The following is a 17,448-nucleotide window of genomic DNA, read 5'->3' on the forward strand; positions in this document are numbered from 1 at the left end:
CGCGTAGCCGGTCAGCGCAGCCAGCATCTGGCCGGTCTGGTTGTTGTCGCTGTCGATGGCCTGCTTGCCGAGGATGACCAGCTGCGGCTGCTCTTTATCGACGATGGCTTTCAGGGCCTTGGCGACAGCCAGGGAATTCAGTTCGTCGTTGGATTCGACGAGGATGGCGCGATCAGCACCCAGCGCCAGCGCGGTACGCAGTTGCTCCTGGGCAGCGGTCGGGCCGACGGAGACCGCAACGATCTCGGTGGCGACGCCTTTCTCTTTCAGGCGGACGGCCTCTTCCACGGCGATTTCGCAGAAGGGGTTCATGGACATCTTGACGTTGGCGAGATCGACGCCGGAGTTGTCCGCCTTGACGCGGACCTTGACGTTATAGTCAACCACTCGTTTGACAGCTACAAGAACCTTCATGGATTCCTCGTTATTCTCCGGTGAATAGGAATGTCGCCAGACAGGCCTGGCTGGTAGTGCACGCCATCTGCGACTACATCCAGCGCAACGCGACCGCAAAACCGCAGGTATCTTGACCGCATCGACCGGGCGGGTCAATACACGAAAATACCCCTTCATAAGCCGCGGACCCCGATTCTATCAGGGTTACGCGCGATTCAAACAAACGTTTGTATTGTGACCGATAAAGGGTTTAGATATAGCAACAGGTCTAGCTATAATGCGCCCCGCTCTTACTGGGTGGGGGCACGCCCATCCCAATACCTACAAAATGCCCAGAGCCTTGATTCAGGAGAGATCGATAGTGGAACGCGAATTTATGGAATTCGACGTCGTCATCGTCGGCGCCGGCCCTGCCGGTCTGTCCGCCGCATGCCGACTGAAACAGAAGGCCGCCGACGCCGGTCAGGAAATCAGCGTCTGTGTGGTCGAGAAGGGTTCCGAAGTGGGCGCCCACATTCTCTCGGGCGCCGTGTTCGAGCCCCGCGCGCTGAACGAGCTGTTCCCCAACTGGAAGGAACTCGAAGCGCCGCTCAACACCCCCGTCAAGCGCGACGACATCTATGTGCTCAAGAGCCCGGAAGCGGCGGCCAAGGTGCCGAACTTCTTCGTGCCCAAGACCATGCACAACGAAGGCAACTACATCATCTCCCTGGGCAACCTGTGCCGCTGGCTGGCCCAGCAGGCCGAAGGCCTGGGCGTCGAGATCTACCCGGGCTTCGCCGCTCAGGAAGCGCTGATCGACGAGAATGGCGTAGTGCGCGGCATCATCACCGGTGACCTGGGCGTCGACCGCGAAGGCAACCCGAAAGAGGGTTACTACACCCCCGGCATGGAGCTGCGCGCCAAGTACACCCTGTTCGCAGAAGGCTGCCGTGGCCACATCGGCAAGCAACTGATCAAGAAGTACAAGCTCGACAGCGAAGCCGACGCCCAGCACTACGGCATCGGCATCAAGGAAATCTGGGATATCGACCCGTCCAAGCACGAGCAGGGCCTGGTGGTGCACACCGCCGGCTGGCCGCTGAACGACGACAACCCGGGCGGCTCCTTCCTTTATCACCTGGAAAACAACCAGGTGGTGGTCGGCCTGATCATCGACCTGTCCTACACCAACCCGCACCTGTCGCCGTTCGACGAGTTCCAGCGCTACAAGCACCACCCGGTGATCAAGCAGTACCTGGAAGGTGGCAAGCGCGTGGCCTATGGCGCTCGCGCCATCTGCAAGGGCGGCCTGAACTCGCTGCCGAAGATGGTCTTCCCCGGCGGCGCGCTGATCGGTTGCGACCTGGGTACCCTGAACTTCGCCAAGATCAAGGGCAGCCACACCGCCATGAAGTCCGGCATGCTGGCCGCCGACTCGGTGGCCGAAGCGCTGTTCGCCGGCCGCGAAGGCGGCGACGTGCTGAACAACTACGTCGATGCGTTCAAGGGCAGCTGGCTGTACGACGAGCTGTTCCGCAGCCGTAACTTCGGCGCGGCGATGCACAAGTTCGGCGCCATCGGTGGCGGTGCGTTCAACTTCATCGACCAGAACATCTTCGGCGGCAAGATCCCGTTCACCCTGCACGATACGACCCCGGACTACGCGACCCTGAAGAAGGCCAGCGAAGCACCGAAGATCGACTATCCGAAGCCGGACGGCAAAATCAGCTTCGACAAGCTCTCCTCGGTGTTCCTGTCTAACACCAACCACGAGGAAGACCAGCCGATCCACCTGAAGCTGACCGACCCCAACACCCCGATCGAGAAGAACCTGCCGCTCTACGACGAGCCCGCGCAGCGTTACTGCCCGGCCGGCGTGTACGAAGTGGTGAGCAACGACGACGGCAGCAAGCGCTTCCAGATCAACGCCCAGAACTGCGTGCACTGCAAGACCTGCGACATCAAGGACCCGGCCCAGAACATCACCTGGGTTGCCCCGGAAGGCACCGGTGGTCCGAACTACCCCAACATGTAAGAACGTTGGCGGTAACGAAAAAGGCTCCCTCGGGAGCCTTTTTGCAAGTTCGAAAAAGTTGTAGCGAAGCCGTAACCGAACTACCGGACGCGTGCCGACCGCCGGGTCACGGCTGCGGCGCGATGGGGAAGAACTCCCCCGAACTCCAGACACCCAGCCATTCAACGCCGTCGATCATGCGTGGAACCGCCAGTTCCACCAACTGGTAGAACACGTTGCGGTGGATCAGCGCCTCCAGGTTTACCCGCACCAGCACATAAGGCGACGGCTCCTGGGTCTGCGGGTCCAGCTCGACACGGATCGGATGCGCGGCATCGGCCACCACGTCGTCCTCGACATTGGTGGTGAAGCGCAGCACCTGCTGTTCGCCCTCGCCTTCGACCGCGAGGGTCACTGCGACGAAGGGCGCGTCATCCACGGTGATGCCGCATTTCTCCACCGGCGTCACGAGGAAATACTCGTCGCCGTCGCGGCGGATGATGGTGGAGAACAGCCGCACCATCGGCTTGCGACCGATCGGCGTGCCCAGGTAATACCAGGTGCCGTCGCGGGCGATGCGCATGTCGATATCGCCGCAGCAATCGGGGTTCCACAGATGCACCGGCGGCAGTCCCTTGTCCTTGCTGGCGGGAATCTGCGCCAGCAGGTTGCCGGCCCGGTCCGATTGGCTCTGTGGATCAGTCATTGGTACTCCTCTCGCGTCTTCACCCCCAGCAGGCTGCGGGCATAGTCTTCCAGCGGGCGCCCGATCAGGTCCTCGGGGCTGGCGTCATAGAATGTCAGAAAACCGCCGCGGCTGCGGATGGTCGCGCTGTCCACCAGGTAGCGGTTGTCGGTTTCGATCAGCATCACCTGGATCACACTGCGGTCGCGCCCCACGGCGTTATCGGTGTCTTCGTACTGCTCGTAGGTCCCGGCATTGTCCTCCCCACGGGCGAAGCGCGTATACAGCAGATAATTGGCGCCTGCCGCGCGAGCCTCCTGCATCGCCCCCTCCAGCCCGAGCGGACTCTTGGCCCGGCGCACCAGCGGGAAGTACTGGACGAAACCGTTGAACGCCTCCTCCGCCACCACGTTGGGCCGCGCATAGGGATGGCCCGGCGGTACGAATGGGCCCTGGGCAATGTAGATGAAGGAGTCCTGCTGCAGGCGCCAGTTCGAGGTGCGGCGCGTCTGGCTGTGGTCGAGGAAGCCCGCGTCGCGCAGGTAGTAATCGGTGCCGTCGGCCAAGTCGTTGGGGGTCATGCAACCGCCCAGGGCGGCGAAGGCAAGGATCAGTATCAGGTGGCGCATGCAGGGTCTCCGGAGCCGGCGACGAAAAACCGGCATTCGGGCAAGCAATGCAGCTTCCGCGCCATCACAGGCCGCGCTGCCATTCCTGACGCAGATGCGCACGTTGCGGCTGCTCGATGGCCTGGCGCACCTGGGTGAGCAGCTTCGCCTTGTCCGCCCCCAGCGTGCCCTTGAGCACCAGGTAGTTGGAGGCGTGGTCGCTGCGGAACACCGTGTCGCGCAGCTCCAGCGCGCTGAGCAGGCGCTCGACCTCGACGAACAGCTCGGCCTGTGTCAGCGGCTGGAAGTCCGGGAAGCCGGCACGCAAGCGCTCTTCACCGGTCGGGAAGCTAACGACCAGGGTGGAAAGGAACTCCGGCTGCGCCTCGTTCATCAGGCGCGCCGAATTGTCGGCGTGTTGGGCGCTCAGGGTGCTCCCGCCCAGGCCGTTGAGGATCATCACCGAGCGCTTGATCCCCGCCTCGCCTAGCTTGCGCAGGGCATCCAGCGTGGAGGCATAGGTCTCGCCCTTGTTCACCCGCGTCAGCACCTCGTCGTCGCCGGACTCGGCGCCCACATAGGCCATGCGCAGGCCGGCGTCGGCCAGCTCCTTCAGTTCTTCCACTGACTTCTTGCGCAGGTTGCGCGGCAGGCAGTAGCTGGAAACGCGGTCCACCTCGGGCATGTGCTCGCGGATTGCGCGCAGGATGTTGAGCAGCCGTCGTGTCGGCAGCACCAGCGCATCACCGTCGGCCAGGAACACCCGCTGGACAATCAGGCGCTCACCGCAGCGGCGAATCTCTTCCAGCACATCGGCCTCGTCACGGGCGCGGAATTTCTTCTGCGGCTGCGTATACATCTCGCAGAAGCCGCACTGGTTCCAGGAGCAGCCGTTGGTCACCGGCAGAATCAGCGAGTGCGCCTCGCTCGGCGGCCGGAAGACCGGCTCGATATAGGAAATGGGGAATTCGTTGGGCATGGGCTAATCAGGTTAGGGGGCGATCTCAGCCGCCGATGATCTTCATGATGGTGACGCCGCCGGAGAAGGCAACCTCCTGCTTGTCCGCCAGGGCGCGTACCAGCAGCCGCTGCAGCGCCGGGAGCGCCTGATGGCGCGGCTTGTCCAGCAGGTCGCCGACGTAGTGGCGGTTGCTCGACGACAGGCAGCCATGCAGCCAGCCGGTGGACGACAGGCGCAACCGCGAGCAGGTCCGGCAGAACGGCACGCTCTCGTTGGCGATCACGCCGAAGAAGCCCTGCCCCGGCACTTCATAGCGAATGGCAGTGGCATCCACCGGTGCGTTGGCCTGGATATAGGGATGCCGCTCGCCGATCCGCTCCAGCAGCTCCTGCAGGCTGACGAACTGCTGGTGGAAAGCGTTCGCATCGTGGGCCAGGTGGCCCATGCGCATCAGCTCGATGAACCGCAACTCGAAGCCGTGCTCCAGGCAGTAGTCCAGCAGCGGCACCACCTGGTCGAGGTTCTGACCGCGCAGCGGCACCATGTTCAGCTTGATCTTCAGGCCCGCGGCACGGGCCTCGTCGAGCCCCTTGAGCACGGTAGCGAGGTCGCCGCCACGGGCGATGCGCCGGAAGGCATCGGCATCCAGGGTATCGAGGGAGACATTCAGGCGGCGGATGCCGCAGTCCAGCAGCAGCGGCAGCTTTTTCGACAACAGCTGGCCGTTGGTGGTGATGGCGATGTCCTGCAGACCGAGCCGGCTGACGCCCTGCAGGAAGGCATCCAGTTTCGGGCTCACCAGCGGCTCGCCGCCGGTGACCCGCAGGCGCTCGATACCGGCGGCCTCCATGAGATAGGCGACGCCGCGCACCAGCGAATCGGCCGGCAGCTCGTCCTGCGCGGCAACCAGGCGCTTGCCGTCCGGCACGCAGTAGGTGCAGGCGTAGTTGCAGGCGGCGGTCAGGCTGACGCGCAGGTTGCGAAAGCGCCTGCCCTGGCGGTCGACAATCATGCTGGGCTCCGGTGGAGATCACTCATACCAGTATATCCCCACCCACACCCCGGGCCCTGTCGCGTTCACGACGATGGGCCCCCTGAATGGCGACTCAGGCGGCCGGTGTATCGCCGTCGCGCTTGCGCTTGTTGCCCATGCGCACGCCGATGTCCATGAGGAACTGGAAGAAGCCCTCCTGGTCCTCCAGCACTTCGCGCCAGAACGGCGAGTGGTACAGCGCCACGGCGCCGTGCACCAGCGCCCAGGCCGCGCAGTAGTGGAAGTACGCCGGCACGTCTTCCAGCTTGCCCGCCGCGATGCGTTCCTTGATCAGCTGGCTCAGGCGCTCGAAGTTGGATTCGCGGATCTTGTGCAGTTCCTCGACCATCTCCGGGACCTGGCTGGTCTTCACCACCTTTTCTTCCAGGCGGTCGAACAGGCGGTAGCGCTGCGGGTCACGCATGCGGAACTCGAAATAGGCGCGCGACAGGCGCTCCTTGTCGCGGGCGACGTCTTCGGAATGGAAGAGATCGGCCAGATCGCGCTCGTAATCCAGCATCAGGCGCAGGTAGATTTCCGCCTTGGATTTGAAGTGCTTGTAAATCGTGCCTTTGCCGATGCCCACCGCATCGGCGATCATTTCGACCGTGACACTGTCTTCGCCCTGTTCGAGGAACAGCTTGAGGGCGGTGTCGAGGATTTCCTGTTCGCGACGACGGAATTCGCGAACCTTGCGCGGCTCTTTCTGCATAAAAAGACTGTTCGGTCAAAAATAGTCAAAATTCGAAGCCGCGTATTATGCCTATTCAGCGCCAAATTGCACGGATCATCCGACATGATTAGCTTTTCTTCCGAGTTTCCCCAACAAAGCGGCCTGCGCTACCTGAACCACGCCGCCGTCGCCCCCTGGCCAAAGCGCGCGGCAGACGCTGTCGCCGCGTTCGCCCAGGAGAATATCCTGCAGGGCGCCCGCGACTACCCGAAGTGGCTGACCCTCGAGAAACGCCTGCGCGAGCGCCTGATGCGCCTGGTGAACACCCAGAGCACGGGCGACATCGCGCTGGTGAAGAACACCTCCGAGGCCCTGTCGTTCGTCGCCTTCGGCCTGGACTGGCGCGCCGGTGACCAGGTGGTGATCAGCGACCAGGAGTTCCCCTCCAACCGCGTCGTCTGGGAAGCGCTGAAGCCGCGCGGCGTGGAAGTCATCCAGGTCAGCCTGGAAGGAGCCGACCCCGAGGGCAACCTGCTGGCCGCCTGCACGCCCCGCACGCGCCTGATGTCCGTCAGCGCCGTGCAATACGCCAGCGGGCTGCGCCTGGACCTGGAGCGCCTGGGCGCCGGTTGCCGCCAGCGTGGCGTGCTGTACTGCATCGACGCCATCCAGCAGCTGGGCGCCCTGCCCTTCGACGTCCAGGCATATGACTGTGCCTTCGCCATGGCCGATGGCCACAAGTGGATGCTCGGCCCGGAAGGCCTGGGTGTGTTCTATTGCCGCGCCGCCGAGCGCGAACAACTGGCGCTGCAGGAGTATGGCTGGCATATGCTGGAAAACGCCGGCAACTACGACCTGGCCGACTGGCAGCCGGCACGCAGCGCGCGGCGTTTCGAATGCGGCAGCCCGAACATGCTCGGCGCCGTGGCGCTGGAAGCCAGCCTGAGCCTGCTGGAAGAGGTCGGCATGGCAACGGTGGGTGAACTGGTGCGGGCGCGCGTGCAGCAGTTGCAGGACGGCCTGGCCCGCATCGGCGGCGCTTCGCTGCACAGCCCGCTGGACCCGGTGCGGCGCGCCGGCATCCTGACCTTCAGCCTGGCCGGCTGGGACAACGCCCGACTGCTGGAGCGCCTGCGCGCCGAGCAGGTGGTGTGCATCCAGCGCGGCGCGGGCATCCGCTTCTCACCGCACTTCTACACCAGCGAGACGCTGATCGAGGAAACCCTGGCGCTGATCGGGGCTTTGGCGGCGCAATAACCCCGATGCAGCCGAGAAAGCTGCTCAGCCCGGTGTGATGTATTCCAAATCCGTTTAAAAAACAGCGGGCACCCTGTGGCAGCCGCCGCATCTTGACCAATACTTGTAGATACCGGTGCGCGGCATCTCCCCCCAAGTGCCCCGCCGGTAAAGGTACCGAGGATCGCGTACCTTATTGTTACACTCCTAATGGTCTTGACCCGGATTCATCCCCCCAGAACCCGGGTTTTTTTTGCGCGCAGGAAAAGTATCCGCACCGACACCATCAGGTGGCGAGGGGGAACAGCCGGCGGAAGTTGGCGGTGGTCTGCTCGGCCAGGGTCTCGAAACTCACACCGCGCAGCACCGCCAGGTACTCCGCGACCTCGCGCACGTACTCGGGCAGGTTCGGCTTGCCGCGGTGCGGCACCGGCGCGAGATAGGGCGAATCGGTTTCCACCAGCAGGCGATCCACCGGCACCTGGCGCGCCACCTCGCGCAGTTGTTCGGCATTGCGGAAGGTGACGATGCCCGACAGCGAGATGTAGAAGCCGATATCCAGCGCCGCCTTGGCCATTTCCCAATCCTCGGTGAAGCAGTGCAGCACGCCGGCCTGCGGCAGCGCGGCCTCGCGCAGCAGCGCCAGGGTATCGGCGCGGGCCTCGCGGGTATGCACGATGACCGGCTTGCCGGTGAGCCTGGCGGCCTCCAGGTGCAGGCGGAAGGCCTCCTGCTGCAGCTCGGCGGCTTCGGGCTCGTAGTGATAGTCCAGGCCGGTCTCGCCAATGGCCACCACGCGCGGGTGGTTCAGCTCGCCCAGCAGCCAGTCCAGCGCCGGTGCCGCTCCCGGCTCCAGATCCAGCGGATGGACGCCCACCGAGCAGTGCACGTCGGCGTAGCGCTCGGCCAGATCCTTCACTGCCCTGGCGTTGTCCGCACTCACGCCGATGCACAGGAACTGGCTGACGCCGCGCGCGCGGGCGGCATCCAGTGCAGCATCCAGCGACCCGTCATGGGCGGCGAGATCGAGGCGATCGAGGTGGCAGTGGGAATCGACCAGCATGAAAACACTCTCCGGAAAATGACGAAGCGCCCGATTGGGCGCTTCGTGTCTGCAGACGGTAAGGCCTGCCAATTCTACATGGTGTGGGTCGGACGGTCCGACTTCAGCGCGCCGGCAAGGTAGGTCTCGATCTTGTTGCGCGCGGTGTTGTCGCCATCGTTGAACTGCACGCCGATACCGGCGGCGCGGTTGCCCTGGGCGCCCTTGGGGGTGATCCAGACCACCTTGCCCGCCACCGGGATCTTCTCCGGCTCGTCCATCAGGTTGAGCAACATGAAGACCTCATCGCCCAGCTTGTAGGTCTTGTTGGTCGGAATGAACAGCCCACCGTTGCGGATGAACGGCATGTAGGCAGCATACAGCACGGACTTGTCCTTGATGGTCAGGGACAGGATTCCGTTACGCGGACCCAGATTAGGTGGCAAGCTCATTCAGCTATCCTGGCAGTATTTTCCGATGGCCGGATTCTAGCCCGGCCCGGGGAGACTTGCCCACTGTACGAGCAGCGCTTCGAGAAGCAAGGCACGGTTGAGGTTGGCTTTGTTGAGGACCTTCTGCCGTTGCATCAGCAACCAGTCCTGCATGGCCAGCACCTTGGGCTGAGTCGATTTTTCGGCGAGATACTGTACGACCTTGCGCATATCGGTCAGGCCCAGGCCGTCCTCGTCACGCGCCAACTGGTAGCGCAGGATCAGCAGCGCCCAGTCGCAGAACCAGTCGAACAACAGCGGCAAGGGTACGCCGTTCCAGCTTTCGGCCAACTGACCTGGGGCAACCTGCTGCTTGAGCAGCTTCTTCACGCCCTCCACCACCTGCGCGCGCTGCTCGCGTACGCCCTGGCCATGCAGGCGCAGCGCGGTCAGCGGCGAGCCGCCGGCCAGCACCAGCAATTCGTCCAGCGCGTCGGACGACTCCTCCGGCAGCGAGGCTGCCAGCCAGGTGCGCGCCTGCTCGGCGGTCGGCTGCGGGCACGCCTGCTGCACGCAGCGGCTCTTGATGGTCGGCAGCAGCCGGCTGGGCTGGTGGCTGATGAGCAGCAGCACGGTATCGCCAGAGGGCTCTTCGAGGCTTTTCAGCAGCGCGTTGGCGGCATTGAGGTTCATCGCCTCGGCGGGCTCCAGCAGGACCACCTTGCGCCCGCCCAGTTGCGCGGTCTGCACCACGAATTCGACCAGTTCACGCACCTGATCGACGCGAATCGGTTTCTCCGGCTCTTCCGGCTCCAGCAGGAAAAAATCGGGGTGGGTGCCGGCGGCCAGCAGCTGGCAGGCCTTGCACTGCCCGCACGCCCTGCCGCCCTCGGGGCGCTGGCAGAGCAGCAGATGCACGAGGTTCTCCGCCAGCACGCGCTTGCCGATACCGGCCGGCCCGTGCAGCAGATAGGCATGGGCGTGGCGCGGGCGGCTGCTGAGCTGTTGCCAGAGACCCTGCTGCCAGGGATAGATGTCAGCCATTCAGGCGCTCCAGCAGGGTCGGCAGCAAACCATCGAGGTCGCGCTGCACCGCGGCCAGCGACTGGGCGGCATCGAGCACGTGGTAGCGCGCCGGTTCGGCCCGGGCGCGATCCAGGTAGGTAGCGCGCACCGCCTCGAAGAAGGCGCGGCCTTCCTGCTCGAAACGGTCCAGCCGGCCACGGGCCGCCGCGCGGGACAGGCCGATCTCCACCGGCAGGTCGAAGACCAGCGTCAGGTCCGGACGCAGGTCGCCCTGGACGAAGCTCTCCAGCTGGGCAATACGCTCCACTGGCAGGCCGCGACCGCCGCCCTGGTAGGCGTAGGTCGCATCGGTAAAGCGGTCGCAGAGCACCACGGCGCCGCGCGCCAGGGCCGGGCGGATTACCTGGGCGATGTGCTGCGCGCGTGCGGCGAAGACCAGCAGCAATTCGGTATCCACGGCCATCGGCTCATCGCTCGGGTCCAGCAGCAGCTCGCGAATGCGCTCGGCCAGCGGTGTGCCGCCGGGTTCGCGGGTCAGCTGGACTTCGATGCCACGCTCGCGCAGGCGCTCGGCCAGGTACTCGCGATTGGTGCTCTTGCCCGCGCCTTCGGGGCCTTCCAGGGTGATGAACAGGCCGGTCACTCGGCTCACTCCTTGTCTTGCGGCGCCGACGGTGCGTCGGCGGCGGGGGCGTCCGGTGCCGGCATGGGCGCCGGCAGCGGAATGGGCGCCGGGCTGGAACGGTAGTCGGCGCGGCGCTTGATCTGGAACTCCTGGACGGCCTTGTTGTGGTCGTCGAGGTTGTCGGAAAAGGTGTGGCTGCCATCGCCGCGGGCGACGAAGTACAGGCTCTGCCCCTCAACGGGGTTGAGCGCGGCATGGATCGCCTCGCGGCCGGGCAGCGCGATGGGCGTCGGCGGCAGGCCGGCGACCACGTAGGTGTTGTAGGGGGTCGGCGTGCGCAGGTCGGCGCGGGTGATCTTGCCGGCGTAGCGCTCGCCCATGCCGTAGATGACGGTCGGGTCGGTCTGCAGCAGCATGTTCTTCTGCAGGCGGCGCACGAAGACGCCGGCAATCTGCCCGCGCTCCTGGGGTACGCCGGTTTCCTTCTCCACCAGAGAGGCCATGATCAGGGCCTGGTAGGAATCCTTGTAGGGCAGGTCCTGGGCGCGCTTGTCCCATTCCTCGGCGAGGATGGTGTCCATGCGCTGGAAGGCGTGCTTGAGGATGTCGACATCCTTGGTGCCGCGGACGAAGCGGTAGGTATCGGGGAAGAAGCGGCCTTCGGGGAAGACGCCCGGCTTGCCCAGCCTGGCCATGACGTCGGCGTCGCTCAAGCCGTTCAGCGTCTGGTCCAGCTTGGGCTGGCGAGCGAGCAGTTCGCGCACCTGGCGGAAGTTCCAGCCTTCGACCAGGGTCAGGCCGTACTGCACCACTTCGCCTTCGCGCCACAGGTCGAGCAACTGGGCGGCGGTCATGCCGGGCATCAGGCGGTATTCGCCGCTGTGCAGCGCCTCGCCAGCCAGGTTGAAGCGCCAGTAGAGACGCAGCCAGAAACCACCATGCAGGACGTCTTCATCCTCCAGGCGGGTCAGCAGGCGGCCCGGCGTGGCGCCGCTGGGAGCGTCCAGCAGACGCTCTTCGGTGAGCTGGAGCGGTTGCTGCAGCGCACGGTGCTGCTCCCAGGCCGCCAGGCCCAGCATGAGCCCGGCCAGCAGCAGGCCGCCTTCCAGCAGCACCAGCAATTTGCGCATCACGTATCAGGAATCCAGAAGTTCGCGGAGTTGGCCCTGCAGTTTACGGGTCAGCGGCCCGACCGGCCAAGCGAACTCGGCCACGCCGCGCACCGGCCAGATACCGTAGAGACTGTTGCACAAAAAGACCTCATCGGCCTGCGCCAGTTCGCCGTGCTCGATATCGCGGACGATGACCGGCCAACCCAGGTCACGCGCGCGTTCGATGATCTCCGCGCGCATCACCCCGGCGACGCCGCAGCGGCTGAGTTCGGCGGTGAGCAACTCGCCCTGCTTCACCAGGAACAGGTTGCTGAACACGCCCTCGATGACGCGTCCGGACACATCGCGCATCAAACCTTCGGCGAAGGCCGGGTCGCTCCACTCGGCGCGGGCCAGCACCTGCTCCAGGCGATTGAGGTGCTTGAGCCCGGCGAGCAAGGGTTGTTCGGCCAGCCGTGTGGCGCAGGGAAAGAGCGTGACGCCCTCCTCGCGGTTCGTCACCGGGTAGGCCGGCGCGGGCGAGGCCAGCAGCAGTCGGCGCACCTGTGCGTCGGCCTGCGGCGCATAACCGCGCGCGCCCTCGCCACGGGTCAGCATCAACTTGGCGACGCCGTCGCCGAGCAAGGCAGAGAAGCGCAGGAGTTCGTCTTCGACGAGATCGAGAGAGACTGGCAGGCGGAGACGGCGGACGCCCTCCTCCAGCCTCGCCCGATGGCGGGCCAGCAGGCGCGGACGGCCTGCGGACACACGGATGGTCTCGAACAGCCCGTCGCCGTAGGCCAGCCCGCGATCACGCGCGGACAGGGCCTCGGCGCTCTGGCCGTCGATCCAGCTCAGCATCAGCCGTGGAACCGGTGGAACACCAGGGAGCCGTTGGTGCCACCAAAGCCGAAGGAGTTGGACAGGGCGACGTCGATCGGACGTTCCTTGGCCTGATGGGCGACCAGGTCGAGGTCGCAGCCTTCGCTGGGGTTGTCCAGGTTGATGGTCGGCGGGGCCACCTGATCACGCAGGGCGAGCACGCTGAAGATCGCCTCCACCGCACCGGCCGCGCCCAGCAGGTGGCCGGTCATGGACTTGGTGGAACTCATCGACAGCTGGTAGGCGTGGTCGCCGAAGATCGACTTCACCGCGGAGATTTCCGCGATGTCGCCGGCCGGCGTCGAGGTGCCGTGGGCGTTGATGTAGTCGACCTGCTCGGGGTTCAGCCCGGCATCGCGCAGCGCCGCCTTCATGCAGCGTGCGGCACCGGCGCCGTCTTCCGGCGGAGCGGTCATGTGGAAGGCGTCGCCGCTCATGCCGAAGCCGACGATTTCCGCATAGATGCGGGCGCCACGGGCCTTGGCGTGCTCCAGCTCTTCGAGCACCAGTGCACCGGCGCCGTCGGACAGCACGAAGCCGTCGCGGTCCTGATCCCACGGACGGCTGGCCTTGGTCGGCTCGTCGTTGCGGGTGGACAGCGCGCGCGCGGCGCCGAAGCCGCCCAGGCCCAGGCCACAGGCCGCCATTTCGGAACCGCCAGCCACCATCACGTCAGCGTCGCCGTAGGCGATGTTGCGCGCGGCCATGCCGATGTTGTGGGTGCCGGTGGTGCACGCCGTGGTGATGGCGTAGTTGGGGCCCTGCAGACCGAGGTTGATCGACAGGAACCCGGAAACCATGTTGATGACCGAGCCGGGCACGAAGAACGGCGAGATGCGCCGCGGGCCCTGCTCGAACAGCGAACGGCAGGTGTTCTCGATGTTGGTGAGGCCGCCGATGCCGGACCCGATGGCAACGCCGATGCGCTCCCGGTTGGCGTCGGTGACTTCCAGGCCGGAATCACGCACCGCCTGGTAGCTGGCGGCCAGGCCGTACTGGATGAACAGGTCGAGTTTGCGAGCTTCCTTGGCGGACATGTATTGCTCGACGTCGAACCCTTTCACCGAGCCGCCGAAACGGGTGGCAAAGGCGGACAGGTCCATGTGTTCGATCGGGGCGATACCGCTGCGCCCGGCGAGAATGCCTTCCCAACTGCTCGGCACATCCACACCCAGGGGCGACAACATTCCCATGCCAGTGATGACTACGCGTCTACGCGACACTGTGACTTCCTCTCATGTGTTTCACGGCAATAACGCCGGCAGATGCCGGCGTTAAAGAAAAGCCGCACGCCTTTGCAGGCCGTGCGGCTTCTTTCGTCGGGGAACCGACGACTACGTCTTATGCCTGGTGGGCAACGATGTAGTCGATGGCTTCCTGAACGGTGGTGATCTTCTCGGCTTGCTCGTCGGGGATTTCGGTCTCGAATTCCTCTTCCAGAGCCATCACCAGCTCAACGGTGTCAAGGGAGTCGGCGCCCAGGTCTTCGACGAAGGAAGCGCTGTTGGTAACTTCTTCTTCCTTAACGCCGAGTTGCTCAGCAACGATCTTCTTGACGCGTTCTTCGATGGTGCTCATACCTTGTTTTCACTCCTATGGACAATCCGTACAGCTGGGCTGCGGGTAAGTGTATAGAAAGGGTTTTCTGCATTTCAAGCTGAACGCTGACGCCCCTTCCCGGCGACCCAGATGCTCTGTCTATTCCAGCGTGAACGCTTGGAGAATTTTAGACAGCGCTTATGACATCGCCGCGAAGGAACTCGTCACATCAGCTCATGTACATTCCGCCATTAACCGGTACCGTGGCACCCGTAACATAAGCTGCGCCCTCGGAAGCGAGGAATGCTACCACTTTGGCGATCTCTTCGGCTTGTCCCAGTCGACCCAGCGGGATCTGGCCGAGCAGCGCCTCGCGCTGGGCCTCGGGCAGCTCGCGGGTCATGTCGGTGTCGATGAAGCCCGGAGCCACCGCGTTGACAGTGATAGCACGGGAACCGACTTCGCGCGCCAGGGCGCGGGTGAAGCCTTCCAGACCGGCCTTGGCGGCCGCGTAGTTGGTCTGGCCGGCGTTGCCCATGGCACCGACGACGGAGCCGATATTGATGATGCGACCCCAGCGCGCCTTGGTCATGCCGCGCAGGACGGCTTTCGACAGACGGTAGAGGCTGTTGAGGTTGGTGTTGACGACGTCGAACCACTCGTCGTCTTTCATGCGCATCAGCAGGTTATCGCGGGTGATGCCGGCGTTATTGACGACGATGGCCGGCGCACCGGATTCTTTCTGGATGGCTTCGACAACGGCGGTCACGGACTCGTCGTTGGACACGTCCAGGACCATGCCCGAACCCTGGATGCCATTTTCCTTGAGGTACTCGGAAATCTTCTGAGCGCCGGATTCGCTGGTGGCGGTGCCGACCACGGTCGCGCCCATGCGCCCCAGCTCCAGTGCGATGGCCTGGCCAATACCACGGCTCGCGCCAGTAACCAGGGCAACCTTACCTTGCAGACTCATGCCTTATCTCCTGTTCACGCCAGGGCCGCGCGGGCTGCGCCGAAGGCGTCCGCGGAGTCCAGGTTGTGGGTGGTCACGCCCTTGGCGCAACGCTTGTTCAAACCAGCCAGCACCTTGCCCGGGCCACATTCGACCAGGTCGGTGACGCCCTTCTCGGCCAGCAGCTGCACGCTCTCGACCCAGCGGACAGGGCTGTACAGCTGGGCCAGCAGGTCGCGCTTGAGCGCAACCAGATCAGCCGGAACCTGGGCAGTGACGTTCTGCACCAGGGCGATCTGCGGCAGTTGCCACTGAACGGCTTCGACAGCCTCGGCGAAACGCTCGGCGGCCGGACGCATCAGCTCGCAGTGCGACGGCACGCTGACCGGCAGCGCAACGGCGCGCTTGGCGCCACGCGCCTTGCAGCCTTCGATGGCGCGCTCGACGGCCTTGGCCGCCCCCGCGATCACCACTTGACCGGGCGCGTTGAAATTCACGGCACTGACCACCTCACCCTGGGCCGCTTCGGCGCAGGCAGCGAGGACATCAGCATCTTCCAGCCCGAGGATGGCGGCCATGCCGCCCGTGCCGGCCGGCACGGCTTCCTGCATCAGCTGGCCACGGCGCTCCACCAGCTTCACCGCATCGGCGAAGGCCAGACTGCCGGCGGCAACCAGCGCGGAGTATTCGCCCAGGCTATGGCCGGCGACGTAGGCCGGCTGCACGCCACCTTCGGCCTGCCACAGACGCCACAGGGCGATGGAGGCCGTGAGGATGGCGGGCTGGGTTTTGTCGGTCTGGTTCAGGCGCTCTTCCGGACCTTCCTGCACCAGGGCCCAGAGGTCATAACCAAGAGCGGCGGAAGCTTCGGCAAAGGTATCGCGCACGATGGCGTGCTGGGCGCCCAGCTCGGCAAGCATGCCGAGCGACTGCGAACCTTGGCCGGGAAATACGAAGGCGAGGGATGCGGACATTGCAACAGGTCCCTTTTGTCTGTGTCGTCAAATGGATAACGCCGGCGAGAGCCTGGCGTATTGAACTGACAGTTGGATGACGGTCTGGCGACCGCGGTCACATTAGAGCAGATGTTCCAGCCGCCCATGCAGCCGCTGGGGCAGATTCTCACGCACTTCCAGCAGTGCACGACGCAGGGCGCTCTGGATGCCCTCCTCCTTCGCACTGCCGTGACTCTTCACCACGATGCCCTGCAACCCCAGGAAACTCGCACCATTGTGCTGGGATGGCGTGAGATCGCCGCGCAGGCGGCGCAGGCACGGCATCGCCATCAGGCCGACCGCCTTGGCCGGCAAGCTGGAATTGAACAACGCCTCCAGACGCGCCGCGACCATGGCCGCCAACCCTTCGCTGGACTTGAGCAGAATGTTGCCGACGAACCCATCGCACACCACCACATCGGCTAGGCCGCGATACAGGCCGTCACCTTCGATGTAGCCGATGTAGTTCACACCACGCGCCTGCTGCAGCAGGTTCGCCGCCAGCTTCACCTGCTGGTTGCCCTTGATGTCTTCGGTACCGACGTTCAGCAGCGCGACCCGAGGATTGCTCTTGCCCAGCGCTTCCGCCGCCACGGCACCCATGACGGCGAACTGGTAGAGATGCTCGGCACTGCAGTCGACATTCGCCCCCAGGTCGAGCAGGTGGCAATGGCCGGTCTGTGTCGGCACGGCGGTGACCATCGCCGGGCGATCGATGCCGGGAAGCGTCTTGAGCAGGTAGCGGGACAGCGCCATCAGCGCGCCGGTATTGCCGGCACTGACGCAGGCATGGGCCTTGCCATCACGAACCAGTTCGAGGGCAACACGCATGGAGGAATCGGGCTTGCCACGCAGCGCCTGGGACGGACGTTCATCCATCGTGACGACTTCGCTGGCGTGGTGGACGTGAAGACGCTGGCGTTCGGCCGGAGACAGGCCGCGCAGGTGTTCTTCTATCAGAGAGGCTTGGCCGACGAGGACCAGCTGGAGGGAAGCATATTCGGCCAGAAAGGAAATGCAGGCCGGAACAATGCAGTGGGGACCGTAGTCCCCACCCATTGCATCAATCGCGATGATTGGTGCGGACAAAGATTACTCGTCAGAGCCTTTGTCTACGACCTTGCGGCCGCGATAGAAACCGTCCGGGGAGACGTGGTGGCGCAGGTGAACTTCACCGGTGCTCTTTTCCACGGACAGAGCGTTCGCGTCCAGGGCATCGTGCGAACGACGCATGTCACGAGCGGAACGGGATTTTTTGTTCTGCTGAACAGCCATGA

The 17,448-nt window shown here is 64.7% G+C and carries 20 protein-coding genes; 2 read left to right on the top strand and 18 right to left on the bottom strand.

What is annotated here, in order from left to right:
* The coding region (locus ACNFIA_RS27515) for an electron transfer flavoprotein subunit beta/FixA family protein (protein ID WP_416790176.1) at positions 1–414 on the bottom strand (414 nt) is incomplete at its 3' end.
* Positions 415–724: 310 nt separating this feature from the next.
* Here ACNFIA_RS27515 and ACNFIA_RS27520 point away from each other — a divergent pair.
* Positions 725–2,413, top strand: a complete 1,689-nt coding sequence (locus ACNFIA_RS27520) for an electron transfer flavoprotein-ubiquinone oxidoreductase (RefSeq protein ID WP_416790177.1) — start codon at positions 725–727, stop codon at positions 2,411–2,413.
* A gap of 106 nt (positions 2,414–2,519) precedes the next feature.
* Here ACNFIA_RS27520 and ACNFIA_RS27525 read toward each other — a convergent pair whose 3' ends face one another.
* The 5 genes from ACNFIA_RS27525 to ACNFIA_RS27545 form a co-directional block, all read right to left on the bottom strand.
* Positions 2,520–3,098, bottom strand: coding sequence for a DUF1285 domain-containing protein (locus ACNFIA_RS27525; protein WP_259756090.1), 579 nt, complete (start codon positions 3,096–3,098; stop codon positions 2,520–2,522).
* Positions 3,095–3,706, bottom strand: a complete 612-nt coding sequence (locus ACNFIA_RS27530; protein ID WP_259756091.1) for a DUF4823 domain-containing protein — start codon at positions 3,704–3,706, stop codon at positions 3,095–3,097. Before ACNFIA_RS27530 ends, ACNFIA_RS27525 begins: the two co-directional genes overlap by 4 nt.
* 64 nt (positions 3,707–3,770) lie before the next feature.
* Positions 3,771–4,664: a radical SAM protein gene (locus ACNFIA_RS27535; protein WP_416790178.1), complete on the bottom strand. Its 894-nt coding sequence runs from the start codon at positions 4,662–4,664 to the stop codon at positions 3,771–3,773.
* A gap of 25 nt (positions 4,665–4,689) precedes the next feature.
* Positions 4,690–5,658 (bottom strand): GTP 3',8-cyclase MoaA, encoded by a 969-nt coding sequence (locus tag ACNFIA_RS27540; protein WP_416790180.1) that lies wholly within the window; start codon positions 5,656–5,658, stop codon positions 4,690–4,692.
* Positions 5,659–5,752: 94 nt separating this feature from the next.
* Positions 5,753–6,391: a TetR/AcrR family transcriptional regulator gene (locus ACNFIA_RS27545; RefSeq protein ID WP_045211585.1), complete on the bottom strand. Its 639-nt coding sequence runs from the start codon at positions 6,389–6,391 to the stop codon at positions 5,753–5,755.
* Positions 6,392–6,475: 84 nt separating this feature from the next.
* Between ACNFIA_RS27545 and ACNFIA_RS27550 the strand changes: the two genes are divergently transcribed.
* Entirely contained in the window at positions 6,476–7,609 is a 1,134-nt protein-coding gene (locus ACNFIA_RS27550; RefSeq protein ID WP_416790182.1) for an aminotransferase class V-fold PLP-dependent enzyme, read from the top strand.
* Between the two features lie 265 nt (positions 7,610–7,874).
* Here the strand turns inward: ACNFIA_RS27550 and ACNFIA_RS27555 are convergent, their stop codons facing one another.
* The 12 genes from ACNFIA_RS27555 to rpmF all read right to left on the bottom strand — a co-directional run bounded on the left by ACNFIA_RS27555 (position 7,875) and on the right by rpmF (position 17,446).
* Positions 7,875–8,651 (bottom strand): TatD family hydrolase, encoded by a 777-nt coding sequence (locus ACNFIA_RS27555; protein ID WP_259756099.1) that lies wholly within the window; start codon positions 8,649–8,651, stop codon positions 7,875–7,877.
* Positions 8,652–8,725: 74 nt separating this feature from the next.
* Positions 8,726–9,082, bottom strand: coding sequence for a PilZ domain-containing protein (locus ACNFIA_RS27560; RefSeq protein WP_009621447.1), 357 nt, complete (start codon positions 9,080–9,082; stop codon positions 8,726–8,728).
* Between the two features lie 36 nt (positions 9,083–9,118).
* Positions 9,119–10,105, bottom strand: a complete 987-nt coding sequence (locus tag ACNFIA_RS27565) for a DNA polymerase III subunit delta' (RefSeq protein WP_416790184.1) — start codon at positions 10,103–10,105, stop codon at positions 9,119–9,121.
* Positions 10,098–10,730: a dTMP kinase gene (gene tmk / locus ACNFIA_RS27570; protein ID WP_416790186.1), complete on the bottom strand. Its 633-nt coding sequence runs from the start codon at positions 10,728–10,730 to the stop codon at positions 10,098–10,100. The genes ACNFIA_RS27565 and tmk overlap by 8 nt, the downstream gene beginning before the upstream one ends.
* Before the next feature lie 5 nt (positions 10,731–10,735).
* Entirely contained in the window at positions 10,736–11,842 is a 1,107-nt protein-coding gene (gene mltG / locus ACNFIA_RS27575; protein WP_416790315.1) for an endolytic transglycosylase MltG, read from the bottom strand.
* A 6-nt stretch (positions 11,843–11,848) separates the two neighbouring features.
* Positions 11,849–12,664 (bottom strand): aminodeoxychorismate lyase, encoded by an 816-nt coding sequence (gene pabC, locus ACNFIA_RS27580; protein ID WP_416790188.1) that lies wholly within the window; start codon positions 12,662–12,664, stop codon positions 11,849–11,851.
* On the bottom strand, positions 12,664–13,908 hold the full coding sequence (gene fabF, locus ACNFIA_RS27585; protein ID WP_416790190.1) for a beta-ketoacyl-ACP synthase II: 1,245 nt from the start codon (positions 13,906–13,908) through the stop codon (positions 12,664–12,666). Before fabF ends, pabC begins: the two co-directional genes overlap by 1 nt.
* A 118-nt stretch (positions 13,909–14,026) precedes the next feature.
* Entirely contained in the window at positions 14,027–14,263 is a 237-nt protein-coding gene (gene acpP / locus ACNFIA_RS27590) for an acyl carrier protein (RefSeq protein WP_015477931.1), read from the bottom strand.
* 190 nt (positions 14,264–14,453) lie between these two features.
* The gene (fabG, locus tag ACNFIA_RS27595) at positions 14,454–15,197 is read right to left on the bottom strand and encodes a 3-oxoacyl-ACP reductase FabG (protein WP_037014455.1); all 744 of its coding nucleotides are present in this window, start codon (positions 15,195–15,197) and stop codon (positions 14,454–14,456) included.
* Positions 15,198–15,211: 14 nt separating this feature from the next.
* On the bottom strand, positions 15,212–16,150 hold the full coding sequence (fabD, locus tag ACNFIA_RS27600; RefSeq protein ID WP_259756110.1) for an ACP S-malonyltransferase: 939 nt from the start codon (positions 16,148–16,150) through the stop codon (positions 15,212–15,214).
* Positions 16,151–16,252: 102 nt separating this feature from the next.
* Positions 16,253–17,260 carry a phosphate acyltransferase PlsX gene (gene plsX, locus ACNFIA_RS27605; RefSeq protein ID WP_416790192.1) on the bottom strand — a complete coding sequence of 336 codons (1,008 nt, stop codon included), beginning with the start codon at positions 17,258–17,260 and terminating at the stop codon, positions 16,253–16,255.
* Positions 17,261–17,263: 3 nt separating this feature from the next.
* Positions 17,264–17,446, bottom strand: a complete 183-nt coding sequence (gene rpmF, locus ACNFIA_RS27610; RefSeq protein WP_009621425.1) for a 50S ribosomal protein L32 — start codon at positions 17,444–17,446, stop codon at positions 17,264–17,266.
* Positions 17,447–17,448: the final 2 nt, after the last annotated feature.

It is taken from the genome of Pseudomonas sp. NY15437, assembly GCF_048068435.1.
In the GTDB taxonomy this organism is placed as follows: Bacteria; Pseudomonadota; Gammaproteobacteria; order Pseudomonadales; family Pseudomonadaceae; genus Pseudomonas; species Pseudomonas nitroreducens_B.

What these genes read in the sequence shown, in the direction of transcription:
- ACNFIA_RS27565 (WP_416790184.1), bottom strand. Translation starts at nt 10,105, where the DNA reads ATGGCTGACATCTATCCCTGGCAGCAGGGTCTCTGGCAACAGCTCAGC.
- ACNFIA_RS27520 (WP_416790177.1), top strand. Translation starts at nt 725, where the DNA reads ATGCCCAGAGCCTTGATTCAGGAGAGATCGATAGTGGAACGCGAATTT.
- fabD (WP_259756110.1), bottom strand. Translation starts at nt 16,150, where the DNA reads ATGTCCGCATCCCTCGCCTTCGTATTTCCCGGCCAAGGTTCGCAGTCG.
- ACNFIA_RS27560 (WP_009621447.1), bottom strand. Translation starts at nt 9,082, where the DNA reads ATGAGCTTGCCACCTAATCTGGGTCCGCGTAACGGAATCCTGTCCCTG.
- ACNFIA_RS27550 (WP_416790182.1), top strand. Translation starts at nt 6,476, where the DNA reads ATGATTAGCTTTTCTTCCGAGTTTCCCCAACAAAGCGGCCTGCGCTAC.
- pabC (WP_416790188.1), bottom strand. Translation starts at nt 12,664, where the DNA reads ATGCTGAGCTGGATCGACGGCCAGAGCGCCGAGGCCCTGTCCGCGCGT.
- acpP (WP_015477931.1), bottom strand. Translation starts at nt 14,263, where the DNA reads ATGAGCACCATCGAAGAACGCGTCAAGAAGATCGTTGCTGAGCAACTC.
- mltG (WP_416790315.1), bottom strand. Translation starts at nt 11,842, where the DNA reads ATGCGCAAATTGCTGGTGCTGCTGGAAGGCGGCCTGCTGCTGGCCGGG.
- rpmF (WP_009621425.1), bottom strand. Translation starts at nt 17,446, where the DNA reads ATGGCTGTTCAGCAGAACAAAAAATCCCGTTCCGCTCGTGACATGCGT.
- fabG (WP_037014455.1), bottom strand. Translation starts at nt 15,197, where the DNA reads ATGAGTCTGCAAGGTAAGGTTGCCCTGGTTACTGGCGCGAGCCGTGGT.
- ACNFIA_RS27555 (WP_259756099.1), bottom strand. Translation starts at nt 8,651, where the DNA reads ATGCTGGTCGATTCCCACTGCCACCTCGATCGCCTCGATCTCGCCGCC.
- ACNFIA_RS27530 (WP_259756091.1), bottom strand. Translation starts at nt 3,706, where the DNA reads ATGCGCCACCTGATACTGATCCTTGCCTTCGCCGCCCTGGGCGGTTGC.
- ACNFIA_RS27525 (WP_259756090.1), bottom strand. Translation starts at nt 3,098, where the DNA reads ATGACTGATCCACAGAGCCAATCGGACCGGGCCGGCAACCTGCTGGCG.
- ACNFIA_RS27540 (WP_416790180.1), bottom strand. Translation starts at nt 5,658, where the DNA reads ATGATTGTCGACCGCCAGGGCAGGCGCTTTCGCAACCTGCGCGTCAGC.
- ACNFIA_RS27535 (WP_416790178.1), bottom strand. Translation starts at nt 4,664, where the DNA reads ATGCCCAACGAATTCCCCATTTCCTATATCGAGCCGGTCTTCCGGCCG.
- ACNFIA_RS27545 (WP_045211585.1), bottom strand. Translation starts at nt 6,391, where the DNA reads ATGCAGAAAGAGCCGCGCAAGGTTCGCGAATTCCGTCGTCGCGAACAG.